Origin of the sequence: Micrococcus sp. KRD012, assembly GCF_017168555.1 — a bacterium.
Taxonomy (GTDB): Bacteria; Actinomycetota; Actinomycetes; order Actinomycetales; family Micrococcaceae; genus Micrococcus; species Micrococcus luteus.
The window spans coordinates 385,437-410,947 of sequence record NZ_JABFBB010000003.1 but is presented as its reverse complement, the minus strand read 5'-3'; the positions used below and the strand labels follow the sequence as shown (position 1 = coordinate 410,947).

The 25,511-nt window shown below is 73.7% G+C and carries 23 protein-coding genes and 1 pseudogene; 22 read left to right on the top strand and 2 right to left on the bottom strand.

Features of this window, described 5'->3' with window-relative positions:
- From infB to J1M37_RS02290, 7 genes are all read left to right on the top strand, one after another.
- Nucleotides 1-2,459: translation initiation factor IF-2 (gene infB, locus J1M37_RS02320; protein ID WP_161788182.1), on the top strand; the 2,459-nt coding region annotated here is incomplete at its 5' end.
- Between the two features lie 80 nt (nt 2,460-2,539).
- Entirely contained in the window at nt 2,540-2,992 is a 453-nt protein-coding gene (rbfA, locus tag J1M37_RS02315) for a 30S ribosome-binding factor RbfA (RefSeq protein WP_036314977.1), read from the top strand.
- A gap of 13 nt (nt 2,993-3,005) precedes the next feature.
- Nucleotides 3,006-3,971 carry a tRNA pseudouridine(55) synthase TruB gene (truB, locus tag J1M37_RS02310; protein ID WP_078026112.1) on the top strand — a complete coding sequence of 322 codons (966 nt, stop codon included), beginning with the start codon at nt 3,006-3,008 and terminating at the stop codon, nt 3,969-3,971.
- Nucleotides 3,968-4,336, top strand: coding sequence for a hypothetical protein (locus J1M37_RS02305; protein WP_002855305.1), 369 nt, complete (start codon nt 3,968-3,970; stop codon nt 4,334-4,336). The genes truB and J1M37_RS02305 overlap by 4 nt, the downstream gene beginning before the upstream one ends.
- Before the next feature lie 11 nt (nt 4,337-4,347).
- A complete protein-coding gene (locus tag J1M37_RS02300) occupies nt 4,348-4,779 on the top strand; it encodes a hypothetical protein (RefSeq protein ID WP_036314984.1) in 432 nt (143 codons plus the stop codon).
- Entirely contained in the window at nt 4,779-5,756 is a 978-nt protein-coding gene (locus J1M37_RS02295; protein WP_041104239.1) for a bifunctional riboflavin kinase/FAD synthetase, read from the top strand. The genes J1M37_RS02300 and J1M37_RS02295 overlap by 1 nt, the downstream gene beginning before the upstream one ends.
- Nucleotides 5,753-6,595: a class I SAM-dependent methyltransferase gene (locus tag J1M37_RS02290; protein ID WP_060974128.1), complete on the top strand. Its 843-nt coding sequence runs from the start codon at nt 5,753-5,755 to the stop codon at nt 6,593-6,595. Before J1M37_RS02295 ends, J1M37_RS02290 begins: the two co-directional genes overlap by 4 nt.
- On the opposite strand, the gene J1M37_RS02285 is transcribed toward J1M37_RS02290, so the two are convergent.
- The gene (locus J1M37_RS02285) at nt 6,573-7,418 is read right to left on the bottom strand and encodes a CPBP family intramembrane glutamic endopeptidase (RefSeq protein ID WP_342345102.1); all 846 of its coding nucleotides are present in this window, start codon (nt 7,416-7,418) and stop codon (nt 6,573-6,575) included. The two genes, J1M37_RS02290 and J1M37_RS02285, sit on opposite strands and share 23 nt — an antisense overlap.
- A 276-nt stretch (nt 7,419-7,694) precedes the next feature.
- Here J1M37_RS02285 and rpsO point away from each other — a divergent pair, with 276 nt between their 5' ends.
- From rpsO to J1M37_RS02260, 5 genes are all read left to right on the top strand, one after another.
- A complete protein-coding gene (gene rpsO, locus J1M37_RS02280) occupies nt 7,695-7,964 on the top strand; it encodes a 30S ribosomal protein S15 (RefSeq protein ID WP_017488396.1) in 270 nt (89 codons plus the stop codon).
- 294 nt (nt 7,965-8,258) lie between these two features.
- Complete coding sequence (locus J1M37_RS02275) at nt 8,259-10,520, top strand: polyribonucleotide nucleotidyltransferase (protein WP_036315001.1); 2,262 nt, start codon at nt 8,259-8,261, stop codon at nt 10,518-10,520.
- Between the two features lie 83 nt (nt 10,521-10,603).
- Nucleotides 10,604-11,932 (top strand): M16 family metallopeptidase, encoded by a 1,329-nt coding sequence (locus J1M37_RS02270; RefSeq protein WP_036315003.1) that lies wholly within the window; start codon nt 10,604-10,606, stop codon nt 11,930-11,932.
- 43 nt (nt 11,933-11,975) lie between these two features.
- The gene (gene dapB / locus J1M37_RS02265) at nt 11,976-12,767 is read left to right on the top strand and encodes a 4-hydroxy-tetrahydrodipicolinate reductase (protein ID WP_049146350.1); all 792 of its coding nucleotides are present in this window, start codon (nt 11,976-11,978) and stop codon (nt 12,765-12,767) included.
- A complete protein-coding gene (locus J1M37_RS02260) occupies nt 12,760-13,278 on the top strand; it encodes a hypothetical protein (protein WP_113913936.1) in 519 nt (172 codons plus the stop codon). The genes dapB and J1M37_RS02260 overlap by 8 nt, the downstream gene beginning before the upstream one ends.
- Before the next feature lie 17 nt (nt 13,279-13,295).
- Here the strand turns inward: J1M37_RS02260 and J1M37_RS02255 are convergent, their stop codons facing one another.
- Entirely contained in the window at nt 13,296-14,426 is a 1,131-nt protein-coding gene (locus J1M37_RS02255) for a heparan-alpha-glucosaminide N-acetyltransferase domain-containing protein (RefSeq protein WP_233490694.1), read from the bottom strand.
- A 169-nt stretch (nt 14,427-14,595) separates the two neighbouring features.
- On the opposite strand from J1M37_RS02255, the gene dapA reads away from it, so the two are divergent.
- The 10 genes and pseudogenes from dapA to J1M37_RS02205 all read left to right on the top strand — a co-directional run.
- Complete coding sequence (gene dapA, locus J1M37_RS02250) at nt 14,596-15,513, top strand: 4-hydroxy-tetrahydrodipicolinate synthase (RefSeq protein ID WP_036384223.1); 918 nt, start codon at nt 14,596-14,598, stop codon at nt 15,511-15,513.
- A gap of 14 nt (nt 15,514-15,527) precedes the next feature.
- Nucleotides 15,528-17,213, top strand: a complete 1,686-nt coding sequence (locus J1M37_RS02245) for a ribonuclease J (RefSeq protein WP_002856517.1) — start codon at nt 15,528-15,530, stop codon at nt 17,211-17,213.
- A gap of 54 nt (nt 17,214-17,267) precedes the next feature.
- On the top strand, nt 17,268-20,420 hold the full coding sequence (locus tag J1M37_RS02240) for an FtsK/SpoIIIE family DNA translocase (protein WP_206452024.1): 3,153 nt from the start codon (nt 17,268-17,270) through the stop codon (nt 20,418-20,420).
- The gene (locus J1M37_RS02235) at nt 20,417-21,031 is read left to right on the top strand and encodes a CDP-alcohol phosphatidyltransferase family protein (RefSeq protein ID WP_044658592.1); all 615 of its coding nucleotides are present in this window, start codon (nt 20,417-20,419) and stop codon (nt 21,029-21,031) included. The genes J1M37_RS02240 and J1M37_RS02235 overlap by 4 nt, the downstream gene beginning before the upstream one ends.
- 10 nt (nt 21,032-21,041) lie before the next feature.
- Nucleotides 21,042-21,563, top strand: coding sequence for a CinA family protein (locus tag J1M37_RS02230; RefSeq protein WP_169577768.1), 522 nt, complete (start codon nt 21,042-21,044; stop codon nt 21,561-21,563).
- 80 nt (nt 21,564-21,643) lie between these two features.
- Entirely contained in the window at nt 21,644-22,927 is a 1,284-nt protein-coding gene (locus J1M37_RS02225; RefSeq protein ID WP_123244239.1) for a hypothetical protein, read from the top strand.
- A gap of 106 nt (nt 22,928-23,033) precedes the next feature.
- Complete coding sequence (locus tag J1M37_RS02220; protein WP_036315027.1) at nt 23,034-23,435, top strand: helix-turn-helix domain-containing protein; 402 nt, start codon at nt 23,034-23,036, stop codon at nt 23,433-23,435.
- Nucleotides 23,436-23,533: 98 nt separating this feature from the next.
- Nucleotides 23,534-23,752 (top strand): DUF3046 domain-containing protein, encoded by a 219-nt coding sequence (locus tag J1M37_RS02215; protein ID WP_002856506.1) that lies wholly within the window; start codon nt 23,534-23,536, stop codon nt 23,750-23,752.
- Between the two features lie 210 nt (nt 23,753-23,962).
- On the top strand, nt 23,963-25,027 hold the full coding sequence (gene recA / locus J1M37_RS02210) for a recombinase RecA (RefSeq protein WP_036384235.1): 1,065 nt from the start codon (nt 23,963-23,965) through the stop codon (nt 25,025-25,027).
- 119 nt (nt 25,028-25,146) lie between these two features.
- A pseudogene (locus J1M37_RS02205) lies at nt 25,147-25,511 on the top strand (regulatory protein RecX); the annotation flags it as partial.

Sequence of the window (25,511 nt, the reverse complement as noted above, 5' to 3'; positions counted from 1 at the left end):
CCGCCGCACCGACGCCGGCCGCCCCGGCCGAGCCGAAGGCCCCGCAGCCGCCGGCCACGCCGGGGTCGGCCGCGCCGAAGCCGGGCGCCGCCGCGCCCAAGCCGGGTGCCTCCGCGCCCAAGCCGGGCGCCCCGCGTCCCGGCAACAACCCGTTCAGCCCCAAGGGCGGCTCCGCCGGGCCTCGCCCGGGCGCCCGCCCGGGCGGCCGTGTCGGTGCTCCGCGTCCGGGCAACAACCCGTTCGCCCCCTCGCAGGGCATGCGCTCCGGTCGTGAGGACCGCGCGCCTCGTCCGGGCGGCCCCCGTCCGCCGGCCGGTGCCGGCGGTCCCCGTCCGGGCGGTCCGCGCCCGGCCGCGGGCGCCGGCGGTCCCCGCCCCGGTGGGCCGCGTCCGAACCCGGGCATGATGCCCAAGCAGATCACCCCGGCCCCGCAGCCGGCCCGCGGCCGTGGCCGTCCGGGCGGCGGCCCCGGTGGCGGTCCGGGTCGTCCCGGCGGCCCGGGCGGCCGTGGCGGTCGCGGCAACGCCCAGGGCGCCTTCGGGCGCGGCGGCGGCCCGCGCAAGGGACGCAAGTCGAAGCGCGCGAAGCGCCAGGAGTTCGAGCAGCAGCACACGCGTGAGATCGGCGGCGTCAAGGTCCCCAAGGGTGACGGCACCACCGTCCTGCGTCTGCGCCGCGGCGCGTCCCTGGCCGACTTCGCCGAGAAGATCCGCGCCGACGTCGCCGACCTGGTGAAGGTGCTCTTCACCCTCGGCGAGATGGCCTCGGCCAACCAGTCCCTCGACGAGGAGACCTTCCAGCTGCTCGGCGACGAGCTGGGCTACAAGGTCCAGATCGTGTCCCCGGAGGACGAGGACAAGGAGCTGCTGGAGGCCTTCGACATCGACCTCGAGGCCGAGGCGGCCAACGAGGACGAGGCCGACCTCGAGCCGCGCCCCGCGGTCGTCACCGTCATGGGCCACGTGGACCACGGCAAGACGCGTCTGCTGGACGCCATCCGCTCCTCGAACGTCATCGAGGGCGAGGCCGGCGGCATCACGCAGCACATCGGCGCCTACCAGGTGCCCGTGGAGCACGAGGGCGAGCAGCGTCGCCTCACCTTCATCGACACCCCGGGTCACGAGGCGTTCACCGCCATGCGTGCCCGCGGTGCGAAGGTCACCGACATCGCCGTGCTGGTGGTGGCGGCCGACGACGGCGTCATGCCGCAGACCGTCGAGGCGCTCAACCACGCCCAGTCGGCCGGCGTGCCGATCGTGGTGGCGGTCAACAAGATCGACAAGGACACCGCCGCCCCGGACAAGATCCGCGGTCAGCTCACCGAGTACGGCCTCGTGCCCGAGGAGTACGGCGGCGACACGATGTTCGTGGACGTCTCCGCGCGCAACAACATCAACATCGACCAGCTGCTCGAGGCGATCCTGCTCACCGCGGACGCCGCCCTCGAGCTCACGGCGAACCCGCACAAGGCCGCCCGCGGCGTGGCCATCGAGGCCAACCTCGACAAGGGCCGCGGCGCCGTCGTCACCGTGCTGGTGCAGACCGGCACGCTGCGCGTGGGCGACACCATGGTGGTGGGCTCCGCCCACGGCCGTGTGCGCGCCATGTTCGACGAGAACGGCAACGCCGTGGAGGCGGCCGATCCGTCGCGTCCCGTCCAGGTGCTCGGCCTGTCCACGGTGCCGCGTGCCGGCGACTCGTTCCTCGTCACCGACGACGAGCGCACCGCCCGCCAGATCGCGGAGAAGCGCGAGGCCGCGGACCGCAACGCCCAGCTGGCCAAGCGCCGCAAGCGCATCACCCTGGAGGACTTCGACCAGGCCGTGGCCGAGGGCAAGCTGGACACGCTCAACCTCATCATCAAGGGCGACGCGTCCGGTGCCGTCGAGGCGCTCGAGGACTCGCTGCTCAAGATCGAGGTCGGCGAGGACGAGGTGCAGCTGCGCGTCATCCACCGCGGCGTCGGCGCCATCACGCAGAATGACGTGAACCTGGCGACCGTGGACAACGCCATCATCATCGGCTTCAACGTGCGCCCCGCCGAGCGGGTCGCCGACCTGGCCGACCGCGAGGGCGTGGACATGCGCTTCTACAGCGTGATCTACGACGCGATCGACGACATCGAGAACGCGCTCAAGGGCATGCTGAAGCCGGAGTACGAGGAGGTCGAGCTCGGCTCGGCCGAGGTCCGCGAGGTGTTCCGCTCCTCCAAGTGGGGCAACATCGCCGGTTCGCTCGTGCGCTCGGGCCTCATCCGCCGCAACGCCCAGGCCCGCCTGGTGCGCGACGGCGTGGTGGTCTCCGATCACCTCAAGATCGAGTCGCTGCGCCGCTTCAAAGACGACGCCACGGAGGTCCGCGAGGGCTACGAGTGCGGCATCGGCCTGGGCAGCTTCAACGACATCAAGGAGGGCGACGTGATCGAGACCTTCGAGATGCAGGAGAAGCCGCGCGTCTGACGGCCGGGGCGGGGGCCCGCACGGGCCCCCGCCTTCCGCGTCCCACCCTCTGAACCATCACCACCGGAAGGAACCGCACCATGGCCGATCCGGCACGCGCCGGCCGCCTGGCCCAGCGCATCAAGGTCCTCGTGGCCGAGGCGCTGCGCCGCGGCGTCAAGGACGATCGCGTGGAGCCCGTCACCGTGACGGAGGTCCGCGTGACCAACGACCTGCAGCACGCCACCGTCTACTACACCGTCCTGGGCGACGAGGCCACGGTGGCCGCCGCCCACGAGGGCATCCAGGACAACCGCGGCATCCTGCGCCGCGAGGTGGGCCGCGGGCTCACCATCCGCCTGGTGCCCACCCTCGAGTTCGTGGCGGACACCGTCCCCGAGGCGGCCGCACACCTGGAGGACGTCCTCCGCGCGGCCAAGGAGCGGGACGCCGAGCTGGCGAAGGCGCGCGAGGGCGCGTCGTACGCCGGTGACGCGGACCCGTACCGCACCGCGGAGCCGGACGCCGACGCCGACGACGCCCCGCGCGCCTGAGGCCCGCGGCACGGTGAGCGCACGCAGCACCGGGGGACAGGCCCCCGACGCGCCGGGAACGGAGGCGTCGGGGGTCGTCCTCGTGGACAAGCCGCAGGGGTGGACCTCGCACGACGTCGTCGGGCGGGTCCGCCGGCTGGCGGGCACCCGCAAGGTGGGCCACGCCGGCACCCTGGACCCCATGGCCACGGGCCTGCTCGTGGTCGGCGTCAACAAGGCCACGCGCCTGCTGACCGCCATCACGGGCACGGACAAGACGTACACGGCCACGATCCGGCTCGGGCAGTCGACCGTCACGGACGACGCGGAGGGCGAGGTCGTGCAGACCCGGCTGGCCAACGCCGTCACGCCCGAGCGCGTGGCCGAGCAGGTCGCCGCCCTCACGGGCGAGATCCTGCAGGCGCCCTCGGCCGTCTCCGCCGTCAAGGTGGCGGGCCGGCGCGCCTACGATCGCGTCCGCGCGGGAGAGGACGTCACCCTCGACGCCCGCCCCGTCACCGTGCACGAGTTCACGGTGCACGAGCTGCGCCGGCTCGACGGCGGCCGGCTGGTCGACCTCGACGTCACCGTGCGCTGCTCGTCCGGGACCTACATCCGGGCGCTCGCCCGCGACCTGGGCGAGGCCCTCGAGACCGGCGGGCACCTCACGGCGCTGCGCCGCACCGCCGTCGGCCCGTTCGACGTGGCCGACGCGCTCTCGCTCGAGGCCCTCGCGGAGCGGTTCGCGATGACCGAGCTCTCCGAGGCCGCCGCCGGGCTCTTCCCGGTGCGCGAGCTGACGGAGCACGAGGCCCACGAGCTCGCCTTCGGGCGGGTCGTGGCGCCCACCGGCACGGGTGAGACGCTCGTCGCCGGGCGCGCGCCGGACGGCCGCGTCATCGCCCTCGTCTCCGACGTGCGCCGCCGCGGCGCCGACGTCGCCAAGCCCCAGCTCGTGTTCGCCCCGGCCGAGGGGCCGGGACAGGGAAGGACCGCATGATCCTCGACGCCTGGTTCTGGACGGGACTGGTGATCGGTGCCGTCTCGTTCGTCGTCTGCGTGGTGATGACGGCGATCCGCCGCCACCCCGCGGACGCCTCGATCCTCTCGGTGGCCGCCGTCGAGCTGTTCACGCTCGTCTATGCGGCGGCCGCCGCCGTCCGCCAGCTCGGCGGGGACACCCTGAACGGCCCCGGCTGGGAGTTCTGGGGCTACATCCTCACCGCCCTGATCGTGCCGGTGATCGCCGTGGGCTGGGCCGTCACGGACAAGACCCGGTGGTCCAACCTCGTGCTGGCCGTGGTCGGGCCCACGATCGCCGTGATGCTGCACCGCATGCAGGTCATCTGGTTCGGGCAGTGGTGAGGAGGATGGACATGGCACCCAGCGACGGCGCCCCCGCGCGCAACCAGGGTCTCGGCCGGATCATCGTCATGGTCTACGCGGTGTTCGCCCTCTCGGCGAGCGCGCGCAGCCTCTTCCAGATCCTCACGCAGTTCGACGCCGCCCCCGTGGCGTACACGCTCTCCGCGGTCGCGGCGGTCGTGTACATCGTGGCGACGTTCGCGCTCGCCCGCTCCGGCGCGCGCGCCTGGGCCGTGGCGCTGGGCGCCGTGCTCGTGGAGCTGGCCGGCGTGGTGGGCGTGGGCCTGTGGACCGTCCTGGATCCGGGGATGTTCGCCCACGACACCGTGTGGTCCCGGTTCGGCGCGGGCTACGGCTACGTGCCGCTCGTGCTGCCGGTGGTCGGCCTGATCTGGCTGCTGACGCACCGCCCCGCCCGCCCGGCCGAGGCGGGGGCGCTCTGATGCGGGTCTGGAACAGCCTGGACGAGGTCCCCACGGACCTGCCGCGCACCGTGGTCACCCTGGGCAACTTCGACGGCGTGCACCGCGGCCACCGGGAGGTGCTGCGCCGGGTCGTCGAGCTGGCGCGGGCCCGCGACGCCCTGGCCGTGGCCGTGACCTTCACCCCGCACCCGCGCGCCGTGCACCATCCCGAGGTGCCCCACGTGGACATCATCAGCCCCGAGCAGCGGGTCGTCCTCCTGGACGAGGCGGGTCTGGACGCGGTGCTCCTGCAGCGCTACACCCTCGAGTTCGCGGACCAGTCCCCGGAGGAGTTCGTCCGCGGCATGCTCGTGCACGGGCTGCACGCCGCCGTCGTGGTCGTGGGGCACGACGTGCGCTTCGGCCGGGGCAACACCGGCGACGTCGCGGAGATGGTGCGCCTGGGGGCCCGCTACGGCTTCGAGGTCGAGGCCGTCGAGGAGTTCCCCGCCGAACACGGGGCCGAGCCGGAGCGCCGCTGCTCCTCGACCTGGGTGCGGGAGGCCCTGGCCGCGGGCGACGTCGCCCAGGCCGCGGCCGTGCTCGGCCGGCACCACGTGCTCGCCGGCGAGGTGGTGCACGGGTTCGCGCGCGGCCGCGAGCTCGGCTTCCCCACGGCGAACCTCGAGACGGATGTGCAGGGCATGATCCCGGCCGACGGCGTCTACGCCGGCTGGGTGCACGACGCGCACGGCGGGGTGTGGCCGGCCGCGATCTCCATCGGCTCGAACCCCACGTTCGAGGACGTCTCCCGCGTGGTGGAGGCACACGTGATCGACCGCCACGACGAGCGGGTGGAGGACTTCGACCTGTACGGCCAGCACATCGAGGTGGAGTTCGTGGCCCGGCTGCGCGGGATGGTCGCCTACGAGGGCGTCGAGAAGCTCGTGGCGCAGATCACGCAGGACGTGGACGAGGCCCGGGCGATCCTGGCCACGACCCCCTCCGACCGGTGAGCGCCCCGGAGCCGGGCGCTCCCCCCGCTGTGCCGAACCTGCCGGGGCGCCCGGCCCGGGCCCGTCGGGCCGGGCCCAACCCCTTCGAGACCGGCGGGGAGCACTACGACGCCGTCCGCCCCTCCTACCCGGCCGCCGTGGTGGACCGCGTCCTGGCGGGCATCGCCGACGGCGCGGAGGTGGTGGAGCTCGGGGCCGGGACGGGACTGTTCACCCGGCTGCTCGCGGCCCGCCCGGCGGACCGGGTGCGGACGGTGACGGCCCTCGAGCCGTCGGCGTCGATGCGCGCCGTCCTGGAACGCGAGGTCGCGGCCGGCACGGGCGGGCGGGTGCGCGCCGTGCCGGGCACGGGCGAGGCCACGGGCCTGCCGGCGGCGAGCGCCGACGCCGTGGTGGCGGCCCAGGCATGGCACTGGATGGACCCGGCCGCGGCGAGCGCGGAGGCCGCACGGGTGCTGCGCCCGGGTGGGCGCCTGGCCGCGGTGTGGAACCAGCTCGACACGGCGGTGCCGTGGGTGCACCGTCTCACCCGGATCATGCACGCCGGGGACGTGCACGCCGCCCGGCCGGAGCAGCGCCGGTTCGCCGCCCCGTTCGGGGCGGAGGAGCACGCGCGCTGGGCGTGGACGCAGCCCATGACCGCGGCGGGGCTGCACGGACTCATGGCCTCGCGCTCGTACTGGCTGCGCGCGGACGAGCGGATCCGGTCCCGGATGACGGCCAACCTCGACTGGTACCTGCACGAGCACCTGGGCCATGCGGCGGACGCGGTCCTGCAGGTGCCCTACGTGACGGTGGCCTGGTGGGCGGCGCCGGTCAGGGGCGGGCGCCCACGGTGACCGGGACCGTCCGGGCGATCCCGGCCCGCCGCGCCTGCCAGAGCAGCAGCGCCGTGGCCACCGCGACCACCGCCACCGAGAGCAGCGTGGCCGCCGGGGAGCCGGCGGTCTCCGCGCCCACGTAGCTGTCCTCGACGGTGCCCACGAGCGTGCCGACGGCGATGATCACCACGTTGTTGACCACGTGGAGGGCGACGGCGGCCTCGAGCCCGCCCGTGCGCCACGTGAGCAGGACGGCGGCGACGGCGAACGCGGCGAGGTCCAGCAGGATCCACGGGTCGAGCGAGCCGTGGGCGAGCGAGAAGGTCGCCGCCGAGAGCACCGCGGTGACCGCGGCGGCCACGACCGGCCGGCGGATCCACGTGCCGACGGCCAGCAGCAGCCACCCGCGGAACAGGTACTCCTCGCCCGCGGCCTGGAACGGGGTGAGCACGAACGCCATGACGAGCAGCCAGACCCAGTCCTGCGCGCGCGGGGCCGTGGGGGCGCCGTCGAGGGCCCACGCGCCCAGCACGTAGGCGAGGAACAGCGGCGTCAGCACGACGACGCAGCGCGCCAGCCAGCGCCAGCGCACGCGGCCCTCGACCGAGTGGACGAAGCGGGCGGCGACGGGGTGGCCCAGCGCCACGGCCAGCAGCGCGACCCCGATCAGCGCGGCGAGCAGGAGGTTGTTCAGCAGCACCATGGGCGCGGAGTACAGGTCGAGGTCGGTCACGTCCGTCGGGTCGGCCGCGCCGAGCAGCGCGGGCCCGGACGTGGCGATCAGGGCGAGAGCGCCCAGCACGCCCCCCAGCACGAGGAGGCCCACCAGGCCGGCCAGCACGAGGCCGAAGGACGCGAGCGGGTTCCACCATCGGGCCCGCGGCGTGCGCAGCAGCGCGGGGTAGCCGTGGCCGATCAGCGGCAGATCCAGGGGCGGCGCGGGCGGCCGGAGGGGGAACGACGACGGGGCCCGGTGGGGTGCTCACCGGGCCAGGGTAGGCGATGCGGTAGACTCGACCCTCGGCCTCCCTGCAGTCCGCGGTGGGGTGGGCCCCGCGTCGTCCGCCCCGGCGGGGCGCGGCCCGTGTTCGCGGTACCGAAGTGAAGGAGGCCCACCATGGCCCTGGATCCCGCTGTCAAGCAGCAGATCATCAAGGAGTACGCCACCCACGAGGGCGACACCGGTTCCCCCGAGGTGCAGATCGCGGTCCTGTCCCGCCGCATCAAGGACCTGACCGAGCACCTCAAGGAGCACAAGCACGACCACCACACCCGTCGCGGCCTGATGGCCCTGGTGGGTCGCCGTCGTCGCATGCTCGGCTACCTGCAGAAGGTCGACATCGAGCGCTACCGTGCGCTGATCGAGCGCCTCGGCCTGCGCAAGTGACCTGAGGAGGCGGCGCCGGAGCCCGCGGGGACCCGCGAGCGCCGGCGCCGCCTTTCGTCTGCCCCCGGACGCACGTAGTGTGTCCCGGGGGGAGACCGCCGCAGCCTGCGGCACTCCGGCGCGCCATGGCGCGCATCCCCGCATCATCGACACACCCGACGGTTCCGCGCCCATCGCCCGCGGTCCTCGACAGTGGCTCCCGGACCCCGCCGCACGGCGGGATGCCGAGGGCCTCGATCGAAGACCAGGGGGACAGGGACGCCTGCGGCGCCGTCCACCTGAAAGGAGGCCCTCATGGAGGGTCCTGAGATCACCTTCGCCGAGGCCGTCATCGACAACGGCTCGTACGGCAAGCGCACCGTCCGCTTCGAGACCGGGCGCCTCGCCCAGCAGGCCGCCGGCGCCGCCATGGTCTACATCGACGAGGAGACGTCGATGCTGTCCGCCACCACCGTCGGCAAGTCGCCCCGCGAGGGCTTCGACTTCTTCCCGCTGACCGTGGACGTCGAGGAGCGCATGTACGCCGCGGGCCGCATCCCCGGCTCGTTCTTCCGCCGCGAGGGCCGCCCGTCCACGGACGCGATCCTCACCTGCCGCCTGATCGACCGCCCGCTGCGCCCGGCGTTCGTCAAGGGCATCCGCAACGAGGTCCAGGTCGTCGTGACCGTCACCTCGATCGCCCCGGACGAGATCTACGACACGGTGGCCATCAACGCCGCCTCCCTGTCCACGCAGCTGTCCGGCCTGCCGTTCTCCGGTCCCATCGGCGGCGTGCGCATGGCCCTCATGGACGACGGCTCCGGCACGCGCCAGTGGGTCGCGTTCCCGAAGCACTCCCAGCTCGAGGGCGCCGTGTTCAACATGGCCGTGGCCGGCCGTGTGGTGGGCGACGACGTCGCCATCATGATGGTCGAGGCCGAGGCGACCCCGGACTCCTGGACCCTGGTCAAGGAGCGCGGCGCGCAGGCGCCCACCGAGGAGATCGTGGCCGAGGGCCTCGAGGCCGCCAAGCCCTTCATCCGCGCCCTGTGCGAGGCCCAGGCCGACCTGGTCAAGCGCGCCGGCAAGGACCCGGTGGACGTCCCCGTGTTCCAGGACTACCAGGACGACGCCTACGCCGCCGTCGAGAAGCTCGCCACGGACCGCCTGACCGAGATCTTCTCCATCGGCGACAAGCAGGAGCGCGAGTCGGCCTCGGACGCCTACCTGCTCGAGGTGCTCGAGGAGCTCGCCGGCGAGGGCAAGGACTTCGCCGAGCGCAAGGGCGAGATCGCCAAGGCCTACGGCTCCCTCACCAAGCAGATCGTGCGCCGCCGCATCCTCACCGACCAGGTGCGCATCGACGGCCGCGGCCTGACGGACATCCGCAAGCTGACCGCGGAGGTGGAGGTCCTGCCCCGCGTGCACGGCTCCGCCATCTTCGAGCGCGGCGAGACCCAGATCATGGGCGTCACCACGCTGAACATGCTCAAGATGGAGCAGCAGATCGACTCGTTGGCGCCGGAGACGGCCAAGCGGTACATGCACCACTACAACTTCCCGCCGTACTCCACCGGCGAGACCGGCCGCGTGGGCTCCCCGAAGCGCCGCGAGATCGGCCACGGCGCCCTCGCCGAGCGCGCCCTCGTGCCCGTGCTGCCGGCCCGCGAGGAGTTCCCCTACGCGATCCGCCAGGTCTCCGAGGCCCTCGGCTCCAACGGCTCGACGTCGATGGGCTCCGTCTGCGCCTCCACCCTGTCCCTGCTGAACGCGGGCGTGCCGCTGCGTGCGCCCGTGGCCGGCATCGCCATGGGCCTGGTCTCCGCCGAGGTGGACGGCCAGACCCAGTACGCGGCCCTGACCGACATCCTCGGCGCCGAGGACGCGTTCGGCGACATGGACTTCAAGGTGGCCGGCACCGCGGAGTTCGTCACCGCGATCCAGCTGGACACCAAGCTGGACGGCATCCCGGCCTCCGTGCTGGCCGCCGCCCTGACGCAGGCCCGCGAGGCGCGCCTGCACATCCTGTCCGTGCTGAACGCCGCCATCGACGCCCCGGACGAGATGGCCCCCACCGCCCCGCGGATCATCTCCGTGCGCATCCCGGTGGACAAGATCGGCGCGGTCATCGGCCCCAAGGGCGCCATGATCAACCAGATCCAGGACGACACGGGCGCGGACATCACCATCGAGGACGACGGCACCGTGCTGATCGGCGCCACCGACGGCGCCTCGGCCGAGGCCGCGCGCTCCGCGGTGAACGCGATCGCCAACCCGCAGGTCCCCGAGGTCGGTGAGCGCTACCTCGGCACCGTGGTGAAGCTGACCACGTTCGGCGGGTTCGTCTCGCTCACCCCGGGCAAGGACGGCCTGCTGCACATCTCCGAGCTGCGCAAGCTCAACGAGGGCAAGCGCGTGGACGACGTCGAGGACGTGCTCGGCGTGGGCCAGAAGGTCCAGGTCGAGATCACCAAGATCGACGACCGCGGCAAGCTGTCCCTCTCCCCGGTGGTGGCGGAGTCCGACGCCCTGGCCGAGACCGCGGACGCGATCGAGTCCTCGCAGATCGAGGCCTGATCCGCCCCGCCCGGCCCGGTGACCACGACGGCGCCGCACCCTCCCCGCGAGTGGTGCGGCGCCGTCGTCGCGCATGGGCGAGAATGGCCGTCATGAGTGTTCACCGTGAGATCCCCCTGGACTTCGACGGCGTGCTGGCGGACGAGGGCAACGGTTCCGTGGTGCGCCGCTCCGTGCTGCCCGGCGGCGTCCGCGTGCTCACCGAGGCCATGCCGGACCAGCGCTCGGTGACCATCGGCTACTGGGTGGCCGTCGGGTCCCGTGACGAGTCGCCCGAGGGCTACGGCGCCACGCACTTCCTCGAGCACCTGCTCTTCAAGGGCACTCCCACGCGCACCGCGATGGACATCGCGGCCGCCTTCGACCGCGTGGGCGGGGAGTCCAACGCCGGCACGGCCAAGGAGTCCACCGTCTACCACGCCCGCGTGCTGGACGAGGACCTGCCGATGGCCGTGGAGGTCCTCACGGACATGCTCACCTCCTCCCTGATCGACCCGGACGAGCTCGAGACCGAGCGCGGCGTGATCCTCGAGGAGCTCGCCATGGACGCGGACGACCCCGTGGACGTGGCCCACGAGAAGCTCGCCGAGGTCATGCTGGACGGCCACCCCCTCGGCCGGCCGATCGGCGGCACGCCCGAGACGATCCGGGCCGTCACCCGCGACCATGTGGTGGGGCACTACACGCACTGGTACCGCCCGGACGAGCTCGTCGTCACCGCCGCCGGCCACCTCGACCACGACGAGGTCTGCCGCCTCGTCCTCGCCGCCCTGCGCGCCTCGGGCTGGGAGCTCACCCAGGGGGCCCTGCCCGCCCCGCGTCGTGCCGTGGACACCGCCGGGGCCGCGGCCTCGCGGGTGCGGACCGGCACGCACACCGTCACCAAGGCGGTCGAGCAGGCCAACGTCCTCGTCGGCGGCCGCTCGCTGTCCACCACGGACCCGGACCGCTTCGCCCTGGGCGTCATGCAGTCCGTCCTGGGCGGGGGCATGTCCTCGCGGCTGTTCCAGGAGATCCGCGAGCGCCGCGGCCTGGCCTACAACACCTACTCGTTCTCCGCCGGGTACTCCGACGCCGGCTACTGGGGCCTGTACGCGGGCTGCCAGCCGGACCGGGTGGACGAGGTGGCCGCGCTGATGGAGGCCGAGCTGGACCGGATGGCCGAGGCCGACGTCACCGGGGAGGAGCTCGCGCGCGCCCACGGGCAGATCTGCGGCGGCACCGTGCTGGGCATGGAGTCCACGGGCGCCCGCATGTCCCGGCTGGGACGGGCCGAGCTGGTCACGGGGGAGTACGTGGACCTGGCGGCCTCCCTCGCCCGGGTCCGCGAGGTCGACGCCGGCCAGGTCCGGGCCGTGGCCGCGCGCCTGGCCGCGGGGGACCGGGCGCGCGTCGTCGTCGCCCCGGCCTGACCTCGGCCACGGCCGCCGGGGCGGGCCGCGTAGGCTGGAGGCCATGACCGAGACCCGCACCCCCTCCGCCGTGTCCGCTCCCGACGACGTCCCGCGCGTCGCGATCCTGGGCGCCCGTGGCCGCATGGGCCGCCACGCGGTGCCCGCGGTGCGAGCGGCCGAGGGGCTGGAGCTCGTGGCCGAGCTCGGCTCGCAGGACCGCCTGGACGCGGTGCTCGACGCCGGCGCCACGCACGTCCTGGACCTCACGGTGCCGGACGCCTCGCCCGAGAACGTGGCCTTCGCCGTGGAGCACGGGCTGCACACGGTCGTGGGCACGTCGGGCTGGGTGCCCGAGCGCCGCGCGCGCCTCGAGGCGCAGCTGGCGGAGCACCCGGGGGTGGGCGTGCTGATCGCCCCGAACTTCTCGGTCGGCTCGGTGCTGGCCTCGGCGTTCGCCGCGCAGGCGGCGCGGTACTTCGAGTCCGTCGAGCTCGTCGAGCTGCACCACCCGGACAAGGTGGACGCCCCGTCGGGCACGGCCGTGCGGACCGCCGAGCTCATCGGCGCGGCCCGGGAGGCGGCCGGCGTGCCCGTCTCCCCGGACGCCACCGAGCACGACCCGGACGGCGCGCGCGGTGCCGTCGTCCACGGCGTGCACGTGCACGCGGTGCGCCTGCGTGGCCTGGAGGCGCACCAGGAGGTGCTGCTGGGCGGGCCGGGTGAGCAGCTCGTGGTCCGGCACGACGCATTCGACCGCGGCGCCTACATGCCCGGCGTCGTCCTCGGCCTGCGGACCGTGGCCTCCCGCCCGGGTCTGACCTACGGACTGGATGGATACCTGGACCTTGGCTGAGCCCTCCCGCATCCCCGACGACGGCGCCGTGGGCCCGACCGAGCACGCCGCCCGTGCCCGCCGCTCGACCGTGATGAGCAAGGTGTGGGTCGGCTTCGTGTCCCTGCTCGTGCTGCTGTTCGCCGGGTTCGCCCTCAACGCGTCCGTCGCGCTGGTGCGCGCCCCGCAGCCGCTGGCCAAGGCGATCGGCGCGGGCGTCATCCTCGTGGTGCTGGTGACCGTGGCCGTCCTGGCCCGCGAGGTGTGGTTCGGGCGCCAGACCGAACGCCTGGCCGACCAGCTCGAGGCCGAGGGCGGGCTGCCGGAGGACGACCTGCCGCGCTCGCCCGGCGGCCGGATCGACCGGGAGGCCGCCGACGCCCAGTTCGACCTGTACCGCGTGGAGGCCGAGGCCGCACCGCGCGACTGGCGCGCCCGCTACCGCCTCGCCCTGGCCTACGACGCCTCGGGCGACCGCCGCCGCGCCCGCGAGGCGGCCCGGGAGGCCGTCCGCCTGCACCGCGCCGGCTGACGCGGCCCACGCCTCGCTCAACGCCCTGCGACGGCCCGTTCCCCACCCGCCCGGGAGAGCCGGGCCATCACGGCTTCGAGCGGACCCCGTCGGCCGCTGAGCTCGGCGGCCAGCCCGGCCGCGAGGCTCAGCACGACGAGGGCGGCGAGCAGTGCCCCGTCGGCCGGGTCGAGTCCGGTCGCGTCCACGAGCGCGAGCACCACGAGGTGCCCCACGTAGAGCGTGAGCGGGATGCGCCCCGCACCCACGAGCGGGCGCAGCGCGGCGTGCCCGACCAGCGGCCGGGCCAGCAGGCAGGCGCCCAGCACGGCGCAGGCCCAGCCCGCCGCAAACACGGCGGCCACCACGGACCCGGAGTGCGGGGTCGGCAGGGCGAGCCACAGCGGATCCGGGATCAGCAGCGCGAGCCGCGGCTCGCCCGTGCGCAGCGTGAGCGCCGTCTCGACCGGGTCCGTGCCGATCGCCGCGGCGACCCGCCCGACCGTGCCCCGAGCCCGCAGCACCGCCGCACCGACGACGCCGGCCGCCGCCCACGCCGCGGCCCCGCCGCCGAGGATCCCGGCGGCCACGCGGGGCCGGTCCAGCGGCAGCCGCCCCAGGGCCAGCCCCAGCACGAGGAACGCGCCCCAGGACAGGACGGGGTAGTAGCCCGTGAGCGTCAGATCGGCCAGCAGCAGCCCGGGACGCAGCAGGTCCGCGGGGCCGGGGGAGAGCCAGAGCCGCCCGCCCACGAAGAACTCCTGGCGCCCCACGACGGCCTGCACGGCCGCGACCACCGCGAACACCAGCACCGGCCCGAGCACGAGCCACGCCCCCGCGATCACCCCCAGGGTGCGGGCACGCAGGCCCAGCAGGGGCAGCGCGAGCAGGAAGAGCAGGGCGTAGTGGCACAGGATGACGGCCACGGGGACCCCGAGCGTCCCGCACGCGAGCCCGAGCACGAACAGCAGGCCCGCGCGTCGGGCGATCCGGCGGCGCAGCGTCGCGCGCCGGGCCCCCGTGGCCGGCGTCGCGCCCCCCGTGGACAGGGCCAGCCCGACGCCGGCCAGCAGGACGAACAGCACCGAGGCGCGTCCGGCGAAGGACAGGAACGCCGGGTGCGGCGCCCCGTCCGCCGTCGCCGGGTCGAGGACGTGGACGGTGATCATGCCGAGCAGGGCGATTCCGCGGGCCGCGTCGACGCCGGGCAGCCGGCGACGCGCGGGCCGGTCCGGGCGGACGGCGGCGGGGGGCGGGCGGGCTCCTCTCGAGTCGCCGCGCGTCGCGGAGGGGCCACGGACGGCGCGGGCCCCCAGTCTCGCAGGTAGGGTGGGGCCCATGAGTGCCGTCCGTTCCGCCGTCATCCCCTCCGAGCTGCTCTTCGGCACGGTCGTGCCCGCCATGGTCACCCCCATGACGGACGAGGGCGCCGTGGACCTCGAGGCGGCCGCCGCGCTGGCCGAGCACCTGGTGGACCGCGGGGCCGACGGCCTCGTGGTCACCGGCACCACCGGCGAGACCTCCACGCTCACGGACGACGAGAACGTGGCGATGTTCCGCACCGTCGTCGAGGCCGTGGGGGACCGCGCCAGGGTCGTGGCCGGCACCGGCACCAACGACACGGCGCACACCCTCGAGCTGTCCCGCCGCGCGGCCGAGACGGGCGTGGACGGGCTGCTGCTCGTCACCCCGTACTACAACAAGCCCAACCAGGCCGGCATCCGCGCGCACTTCGAGGCCGTGGCCGACGGCGTGGACCTGCCGATCATGCTCTACGACATCCCGGGCCGCTCCGTGATGCCGATCGAGCCCGAGACGATCATCGCGCTCGCGCAGCACCCCAACATCCGTGCGCTCAAGGACGCGAAGGGGGACCTGCAGTCCACCACCACCGTCCTGGCGCACACAGACCTCGACCTCTACTCCGGCGACGACGGCGCGACCCTGCCGCTCATGGCGCTCGGCGCCGTCGGGGTCGTCTCGGTGGCCGCGCACGCGGCCCCCGAGCTGTACCGCCAGCTCGTGGACGCCGTCCACGCCGGCGACCTGGCCGGTGCCCGTGATCACCACTTCGCGCTGGACCCCGTCCAGCGCGGCATCATGACCCACGTCCAGGGCGCGGTGGCCGCGAAGGCCGTCCTCGCCGCCCAGGGCGTCATCCCGTCCGCAGCCGTGCGGCTGCCCCTCGTCCAGGCCACGCCGGACGAGCTCTCCGTCATCCGAGCCGACCTCGCGGAGGCCGGCATCACCTTCTAGAAGGGACCCGTTCCATGACCGCAGGCACCCGCCTGTCCACCCCGCCCAAGCTCAAGCGGGGCACCTGCCGCATCGTCCAGCTGGGCGGCCTCGAGGAGGTCGGCCGCAACATGGTCACCTTCGAGATCGACGGCAAGATCCTCATCGTCGACTGCGGCGTCCTCTTCCCCGAGGAGCACCAGCCCGGCGTCGACCTGATCCTGCCGGACTTCGACTACATCCGGGACCGCGTGGACGACGTCGTCGGCATCGTCCTGACCCACGGCCACGAGGACCACATCGGTGCCGTGCCGTACCTGCTGCGCCTGCGCGACGACATCCCCGTGATCGGCTCCAAGCTGACCCTCGCCCTGATCGAGGCCAAGCTCGAGGAGCACCGGATCAAGCCGCGCACCCGCGTGGTCAAGGAAGACGACATCGTCGAGTTCGGCCCGTTCGAGTGCGAGTTCGTGGCCGTGAACCACTCGATCCCGGACGCGCTCGCCGTCGCCATCCACACGGACGCCGGCACCATCCTGCACACCGGCGACTTCAAGATGGACCAGCTGCCGCTCGACGGCCGCATCACGGACCTGCGCGCCTTCGCCCGTCTCGGCGAGGAGGGCGTGGACCTGTTCATGACCGACTCCACGAACGCCGAGGTCCCGGGGTTCACCACCACGGAGGCGGAGATCGGCCCCACCCTCGAGCGCTACTTCGCCACGGCGAAGCGCCGCATCGTGGTGGCCTCGTTCTCCTCCCACGTGCACCGCGTCCAGCAGGTCCTCGACGCCGCCCACAAGCACGGTCGCAAGGTGGCCTTCGGCGGGCGCTCCATGATCCGCAACATGACCATCGCGGCGAAGCTCGGCTACCTCAACGTGCCGAACGGGATCCTCGTGGACATCCGCAAGGTGGACAAGTACCGCGACGACGAGATCGTGCTCATGGTCACCGGCTCCCAGGGCGAGCCGATGGCGGCCCTGTCCCGCATGGCCAACGGGGACCACCAGGTGCAGCTGGAGGAGGGCGACCTCGTCGTGCTGGCCTCCTCCCTGATCCCGGGCAACGAGAACTCCGTGTTCCGCGTGATCAACGGGCTCATGAAGCTCGGCGCGACCGTGGTGCACAAGGGCATGGCCAAGGTGCACGTCTCCGGCCACGCCTCCGAGGGCGAGCTGCTGTACTGCTACAACATCGTCGAGCCCGAGTTCGTGATGCCGGTGCACGGCGAGACCCGCCACCTGATCGCCAACGGCCGGATCGCGGAGAAGACCGGCGTGCCGGCCGAGAACGTCATCCTGGCCGGCAACGGCACCGTGGTGGACATGACCGACGGCCTCGTGAAGGTCGTCGGCGAGGTGGAGTGCGGCTACGTGTACGTGGACGGCTCCTCCGTGGGCGAGATCTCCGACTCGGACCTCAAGGACCGCCGTGTCCTGGGCGAGGAGGGCTTCATCTCGATCATCACCGTGGTCAACCGGCAGACCGGCACGATCGTGTCCGGCCCGGACGTCCACGCCCGCGGCGTCGCCGAGGACGAGAAGGTGTTCGAGGAGATCAAGCCGAAGATCGTCCGGGCGCTCGAGGAGGCCGTGCAGTCCAGCAAGGACCACACCGCCCACCAGCTCCAGCAGGTGGTCCGCCGGACCGTCGGCACGTGGGTCAACCGCAAGCTGCGCCGCCGCCCGATGATCATCCCGGTGGTCCTGGAGGCCTGACCCCTCCGGGTCGCCATGCCTGCCGTGTCCGCGGTTCGCGGTAGTTTGGTGGGCATGGCGACCCGTACTTCCCCCACGCGTTCGTCGTCCTCCTCCGCCACGTCCCGCTCCGGCTCCGCCGGACGCCGAGGCTCCGGACGGAAGGGGTCGACCGCGACCGTCCCCGAGGCCGACCGGCCCGCCGCGCCCCTGCGCGCCCTGCACACCCTGTGGATGGGGTTGGCCACACCGGTCGGCGCGGGCTTCCGCAAGCTCGGCCCGGACGTGCGCATCGACCGCGAGGAACGCCGTGACGGCACCGGCCTGCTCCTGCTGCTGCTCGCCGCGCTGATCGCGGCCGTGGAGTGGTGGGGCCTGCGCGGCACCGCCGTCGGCCGCGTGGTGCACGGGGTGGTGGGCGGCACCGTCGGGTGGTTCGCCCTCCTGGTGCCGATCGCCCTGCTCGTCGTGGCCGTGCGCTGCTTCCGCCACGCCACGGACCATCGCGCCAACGGGCGCATCATCATCGGCCTGCTCATGGCCACGGTCGCCGGCTCCGGCATCGCCCACCTCGTGGGCGGCGTGCCCTCGGCCGCCGAGGCCTTCGAGGACATGCTCGGCGCCGGGGGCATGGTCGGCTACCTGGCGACGGCGCCGCTGGCCTCCCTGCTGACACCCGTGCCCGTCTGGGTCCTCATGATCCTGCTGGCCTTCTTCTCGGTGCTCGTGCTCACCGCGACGCCCGTCGGCTCGATCCCGCAGCGGATCGCGGGCGGCTACGACTGGCTCACGGGCCAGGACCCCGAGGGTGCCTCCGAGCAGCGGGCCGCCCGCCGTGCCGAGCGGCGCCGGGCCCGGGAGGAGCGCCGCGAGGCCGAGGACCTCGCCACCCCGCTCTCCGTGGATGCGGAGACCGGGCGCACCCACCCGGACCACGACCAGTCCTACCTGGACGGCCCGGCCGCCGGCGCCCACGCCGCCGGGGCCTCCCGCCCCGGCCTGTTCGCGCGCCTGTTCGGCGGGCGCCGGGCACGCGAGGAGCAGGCCGCCGACGCCGCCCCGGAGCACACCGCCAGCACCGCCTACGACTCCCCGGTGATCCACGAGGCCGAGGCCGGCTCCCACGCCGCCCCCGAGGCGGAGACCACCCAGGTCCTGCCCCGGCCCGCCCCCCGGCGAGCCGCTCGCGGGGAGCAGGGCGTGTTCGACGCCGAGCAGGCCGCCGCAGACGCGCGTGACCCGCGGGACGCGGACCAGGACGCCTCGGACGACTTCGACCCGTGGGTGGACGAGGACGACGCGCCCGAGGACGCGGACGCCGAGCCGCAGCCACCCGCCGGAGTGCGCCGGCCCACGGCCGCGGACCGTGCCCTCGAGCAGGTGCGCGAACACGCCCGCGCCCAGCGTGAGGCCGCCGCCCCGGCCGCCGCATCCCTGGAGGAGGACGCGGGGGAGGACACCCCGTTCGCCCTGGACGACGCCCCAGGTCAGGGCTCCGGGACCGCCGCGTCGTCGTCGTCCTCCGCCGTGCCCGCCAGCACCCCCGCGCCGGTGCCGCCGGTGACCGCCGAGCCGGCCCGCGGCACCCAGTCCGAGCTGGGCGGGGACGTGTCCTACACGCTGCCGCAGTCTGCCCTGCTCCCCGCCGGGCCCCAGCCGAAGGAGCGCTCCGAGGCCAACGACCGGGTCGTCGCCGCGCTGACCACCACGTTCACCGAGTTCAAGGTGGACGCCCAGGTCACCGGGTTCTCCCGCGGGCCGACGGTGACGCGGTACGAGGTCGAGGTCGCCCCCGGCACCAAGGTGGAGAAGGTGACGGCGCTGGAGAAGAACATCGCGTACGCGGTGGCCTCCTCGGACGTGCGGATCCTCAGCCCCATCCCGGGCAAGCGCGCGATCGGCATCGAGATCCCCAACACGGACAAGGAGGTCGTGGCCCTCGGCGACGTCCTGCGCTCGCAGGCCGCCCAGCGCACCGACCACCCGATGGTGATGGGCGTCGGCAAGGACGTGGAGGGCGGCTACGTGGTGGCCAACCTCGCGAAGATGCCCCACATGCTCGTGGCGGGCGCCACCGGCGCCGGCAAGTCCTCGTTCGTGAACTCGATGATCACCTCGATCCTCATGCGCTCCACCCCGGACGAGGTGCGCATGGTGATGGTGGACCCCAAGCGCGTCGAGCTCACCGCGTACGAGGGCGTGCCCCACCTGGTCACCCCGATCATCACGAGCCCGAAGAAGGCGGCCGAGGCGCTGCAGTGGGTCGTCAAGGAGATGGACACCCGCTACGACGACCTCGCGGCGTTCGGCTACAAGCACGTGGACGACTTCAACAAGGCCGTCCGGGCCGGCCAGGTGAAGCTGCCGCCGGACTCCAAGCGCGTGCTGCGCCCGTACCCGTACCTGCTGGTCATCGTGGATGAGCTCGCGGACCTGATGATGGTCGCCCCGCGCGACGTCGAGGACGCGATCGTGCGCATCACCCAGCTGGCCCGGGCGGCCGGCATCCACCTCGTGCTCGCCACGCAGCGGCCGTCCGTGGACGTGGTCACGGGCCTGATCAAGGCCAACGTGCCCTCGCGCATGGCGTTCGCGACGTCGTCGGTCACGGACTCGCGCGTGGTCCTGGACCAGCCCGGCGCGGAGAAGCTGCTCGGCCAGGGCGACGCCCTGTTCCTGCCGATGGGCAAGTCCAAGCCCATGCGCGTGCAGGGGGCGTGGGTCAACGAGTCCGAGATCCACGCCGTCGTGGAGCACGTGAAGTCGCAGATGCAGGTCCAGTACCGCGAGGACGTGATCCCCGAGAAGACCGAGAAGGTCATCGACGAGGACATCGGCGACGATCTGGACCTGCTCCTGCAGGCCGTCGAACTCGTGGTCACCACGCAGTTCGGCTCCACGTCCATGCTGCAGCGCAAGCTGCGGGTGGGCTTCGCGAAGGCCGGCCGCCTCATGGACCTCATGGAGTCCCGCGGCGTCGTGGGCCCCTCCGAGGGCTCCAAGGCCCGCGACGTGCTGGTCAAGCCCGACGACCTCGCGGACGTGCTCGCCACCATCTCCGGAGACACCCCGCCCTCGACCGGAACCGGTGACGATGCCGCCTCGGCGTCCGCCGGTCCGCGCGACCTGGTGCAGGAGGACCTGGACTCGCGCCCGGCCGCCGTGGACTGGAACGACGAGGACGATGATGAGGGATCGGAGGACGCGTGGCAGCTGACGGGCAGATGAGCGCGGCTGGCGGGGCGCAGCGCGTGTCCGCCTGGAACCTGCCGAACATCCTGACCTCGGTGCGCATCCTGATGGTGCCCTTCTTCGCCTGGGCGCTGTGGGTCGGCGGGCCGTGGGGCGGCGACTCGCTCGTCGCCCGGTGGCTCGCGCTGGCGCTGTTCGCGGCGGCCATGTACACCGACAAGCTCGACGGGGACATCGCCCGCGCCCGCGGGTTGATCACCGACTTCGGCAAGATCGCGGACCCCATCGCGGACAAGCTGCTCACGGGCACGGCCCTCGTGCTGTTCTCCCTGCTGGGGGAGCTGTGGTGGTGGGTGACCATCGTGATCCTGGTGCGCGAATGGGGCATCACCCTGATGCGCTTCGTGGTGATCCGCTACGGCGTGATGCCGGCCGGCCGCGGCGGCAAGCTCAAGACCGTGCTGCAGACCGTGGGCATCGGCCTGCTGCTCCTGCCCTTGGCCCCGGTCGTGGGCGGCTGGTGGCCGTGGGCCGGCTGGGTGGTCATCGGGGCCGCCACCGTGCTGACGGTGCTGACCGGTCTGGAGTACGTCAAGGACGCGTGGGTCCTGCGGCGGGACGCCCTCGCCGCCCAGCGGGGGGCCTGAGGCGATGACCATGGCAGGCGCCCAGGACGTGGTGCACGCGCTCGCGCACGCGGGCCGCACGGTGGCGACGGGGGAGTCCCTCACCGCCGGCCTGCTGGCCGCGCGCCTGGCCGACGTCCCCGGGGCGTCGGCCGTGCTGCACGGTGGCGTGGTGGCCTACCAGAACGCCGTGAAGACCGGCCTGCTGGGTGTGCCCGAGGACCTGCTCACGCGGGTCGGGGCGGTGGACGCGGACGTGGCCCGACGGATGGCCCTCGGCGCCCGCGCGGCCCTGGGCGCCGACGTCGGCGTGGCCACCACGGGCGTCGCCGGGCCCGAGCCCCACCAGGGCCGGCCGGTGGGCACCGTGTGGCTCGGCCTGGCCGTGCCCGACGCGGACGCGAACGCGTTGGACGTGCTCGGCGGCGAGCGCGACGGCGCGGCCACCGCGATCCTCCTCCGGCTCGACGGCGACCGGGCCGCGATCCGGGAGGCCACCGTCGCCGCGGCGCTGCAGGCCCTGACGCACCTGCTCGCCGGCCCCGGCCACTGAGGCTGCATGGGGGCGCCGACCGACCCGACTCGGCGCCCCGTCCCTGGTGCCGGCCCGACCCGGCGCGTAGGTTCGGCGCGATGGAGACCGCATCGCCTCCCACCCCGCCCGAGCATGCACCGCAGGACGGCGACGACGCCCCGGGCCCCCGCGTCATCGGCCTCGTGGCCGACCCGGGCACCCCGTGGGCCCTCGTGCGCCGCATCGCCGGGGACGTCGAGGACCGGCTCGACGAACGCCTGCCGCAGCCCGGCGGCTGGCGGGTCGAGACACGGCAGGAGTCGCTGCCGGTCGGTGCGACCGGGGGCATGGTCCTGGAGGAGCCGGTCCGCTCACTCGCGGACGGGCAGGGATGGGACACGGTGGTCGCCGTCGTCGACCTGCCCCGGTTCGACGACCGGCGCGGCGTGGTGGCGGACGTCGTGCCGCAGCTGCGGGTCGGCGTCGTGTGCGTCCCGGCGCTGGGGGTCATCACCCCGGCCCGCCGGCTGCGGGAGACGGTGCTGCGGATCGTCGAGCACATCGACACCGCCCCCCACGTGGACCCGCCGGACGGGGAGCTGGACGTGCAGTCCTCCGACGAGTCCGGCGAGGTGGAGGAGGACGACGACCGGTCCCCGACGGACGAGCCCCCTGAGCCCGACACGGACGCACTGCGGGGCATCGCCCCCCTGGTCGACGTCGACGCGGACGTGACCACGACCACCCGGATGGGCGGCGGGTCCCGGCGCACGTCCACGGTGTACGTGAAGGGCTGGACGGGCACGCTGCGTCTGCTGGCCGGGATGGTGATGGCCAACCGGCCGCTGCTCATGCCGCGGGACATGACGTTCACGATCGCCTCGGCCAGCGCGGCCGGTGCCTACGGCGTGTTCTTCGGCTCCATCTGGGTGCTCTCCAGCGTGATGTCCCCGGGGCGGCTCGCGGCGGTCAGCGTGCTGTCCGTCGTGCTGCTGGTGGCGTGGCTGGTCACCACGAACGGTCTGTGGACGCATGGTGCGGCCCACCGGCACAGCTCGCGGCTGGACAACCTCTCCACCGTGCTCACCGTGGGCCTGGCCTGCACCGTCGTCTACGTGCTGCTCTTCGTGACGCTGCTGCTGGTCGCGCTCATGATCATCCCCGTGGAGTATCTGGGGGAGGAGCTCGACCAGCCCAGCGGCGTGGGCGACTACGTCCGGCTCGTGTGGCTCGCGGCGTCGATGGGCACGATGGCCGGGGCCGTCGGCTCGAGCCTGGACGACTCCGACCGCATCCGGAACGCCACGTACTCCCTGCGGGAACGGCATCGGCGCTCGGAGCGGCACGGGGGCGACGGGGCCGCGGAACGCCCGAGGGAGGGGGAGGCCGTGCCTCGGGAATGAACGCGACCCCGCCCGACGTTGAATGTAATGAGTCAAGAAGAGTGCCTCGCGGGATCAGGCCCGCGGCCCGGTGCCTTCAGGAAAAGTCCAGGAGCAGGCGATAGACATGATGCGACATCCCGTCCATTCCCACGGAATCACGCGCTGGGTCGATGACCAGCCCCGTCCCCGCGCGGCCGCCCCCGACATCAAGGAGCGCAGCATGCCCCTCCTCCGCCACGAGATCGGCGACGTCCTGCGCGACGTCCGGCAGCTCCAGGGCCGCACCCTGCGCGAGGTCTCGCACGATGCCCGTGTCTCGCTCGGCTACCTGTCGGAGGTGGAGCGCGGCCAGAAGGAGGCCTCCTCCGAGCTGCTGGCCTCGATCTGCCAGGCGCTGGACATCCCGCTGTCCTACCTGCTGCGGGAGGTCTCGGACCGGCTCGTGGAGCAGGAGGGCATGGTCGTCCCGGACACCCTGCCGGACGACCTCACGGACCCCAGCCTGGGCTCGCTGGCCGGCCGCTGACCCCGCCACACCCACGGCGCGGGCGCCCCGTCTCGGGGCGCCCGCGCCGTCTGCGTCCCCGTCCCTGACCCCGCGACCGACCACAGAGAGGACCGCCCGTGCGCGAGAGCGAGTTCCGCCGGCTGATGGACGAGGAGTTCGGCCCCGCCCGGGCCGGCCTCGTGGCCGACTCCCTGCACCTGCCCGGCCTGGACACCACCGCGACGGCGGCGCTCGCCGCCGGCGTGGACCCGCGGCGGGTCTGGCTGGCGGTCTGCGACCTGCATGAGATCCCGCAGGAGCGGCGTCTCGGTCGGGACGTGCCGCCGAAACGCTGACGCCGCGACGCGCTGGCGGGGCACTGCCCCTGTTCGAACACGTGTTCGAAGAATGCGGTAGAGTCCTGCACAGCAGTGCGACGGGGTGATCTCGTGCACAGGCGGGGCCGGCCACGCTTATCGTGTCCGCCGCCCCCCGTAGATTCACGGACATGACCGAGGCGGGCGCTCCAGCGTCCGCGGCAGCACCACCAGAGCTAGGGGTGAAGGATGAGCAAGGTGACGGATCGCGAGAAGGCCCTCGAGGCCGCTCTCGCCCAGATCGACAAGCAGTTCGGCAAGGGTTCCGTCATGCGGCTGGGGGACCAGACCCAGGCACCCGTCGAGGTCATCCCCACGGGCTCGGTGGCCATGGACGTGGCCCTGGGCATCGGCGGCCTGCCGCGCGGCCGCGTGGTGGAGATCTACGGCCCGGAGTCCTCGGGCAAGACCACCCTGGCCCTGCACGCGGTGGCCAACGCGCAGCGCAACGGCGGCATCGCGGCCTTCATCGACGCGGAGCACGCCCTGGACCCGGTCTACGCCCGCCAGCTCGGGGTGGACACGGACGCCCTGCTGGTCAGCCAGCCGGACACCGGCGAGCAGGCCCTGGAGATCATGGACATGCTCGTCTCCTCGGGCACCCTGGACATCGTCGTCATCGACTCCGTGGCCGCGCTGACCCCGCGCGCCGAGATCGAGGGCGAGATGGGCGACTCCCACGTCGGCCTGCAGGCCCGCCTCATGTCCCAGGCGCTGCGCAAGGTGACCGGCCGCCTGCACCAGACCAAGACCACGGCCATCTTCATCAACCAGCTGCGCGAGAAGATCGGCGTGTTCTTCGGCTCCCCGGAGACCACCACGGGCGGCAAGGCGCTCAAGTTCTATGCGTCCGTGCGCATCGACGTCCGCCGCATCGAGACCCTCAAGGAGGCCGGCAACCCCGTCGGCAACCGCACCCGCGTGAAGATCGTCAAGAACAAGATGGCCCCGCCCTTCAAGCAGGCCGAGTTCGACATCCTCTACGGGGTCGGCATCTCCCGCGAGGGCGGCCTGATCGACATGGGTGTCGAGGAGGGCATCGTCAAGAAGTCCGGCGCGTGGTTCACCTATGACGGGGACCAGCTCGGGCAGGGCAAGGAGAACGCCCGTCGCTTCCTCAAGGACAACCCGGACCTCGCCAACGAGATCGAGGAGCGCATCCTCACGAAGCTCGGCATCGGCGTGGCCCCGGAGGCCGAGGACGACGAGGCCCCGGCCCTGACCGCGGTTCCGGGGGACACCGCCGTCGGATGACCCGATCGCGCAGGAACGTCGGAGGCGGGGCCGCCCACCGGTCGGAGACGACCGGCCGGAGCGGCTCCGCTCCCGGTGCGTCCGCGTTCGACGACGCCCGGGACTCGGACGTGGGCCGAATGTGGCTCGATCTGGCCGGCGCACCGGAGCCGACGTCGTCCGACGCGGACGCCACGGAGGCCGCGCGGGACGCCGCGCCCGCGCACGATGCCGGGACCCCCGCGGGGGACGGCTCGGATCCCGCCCCCGGCGCAGCACCGGATCTCGGGGCCCTGCTGACCCGCGCGAGCGACCTGCCCAGCCCCGCGCCCGGCGCCGGGCCCCGGACGCTGCCCTGGTCCGGGCGCGAGGACACCCGGGCGGACACCGAGCGCCGGGGCCGGAAGCGGGCCACCACCACGCCCTCGCGGCGTGGCCGCCCGCGCGACGAGGGCCGCCCGGCCGTGGATCCCCGCCCCGCCGTCGAGACCGACCGCCCCCGACG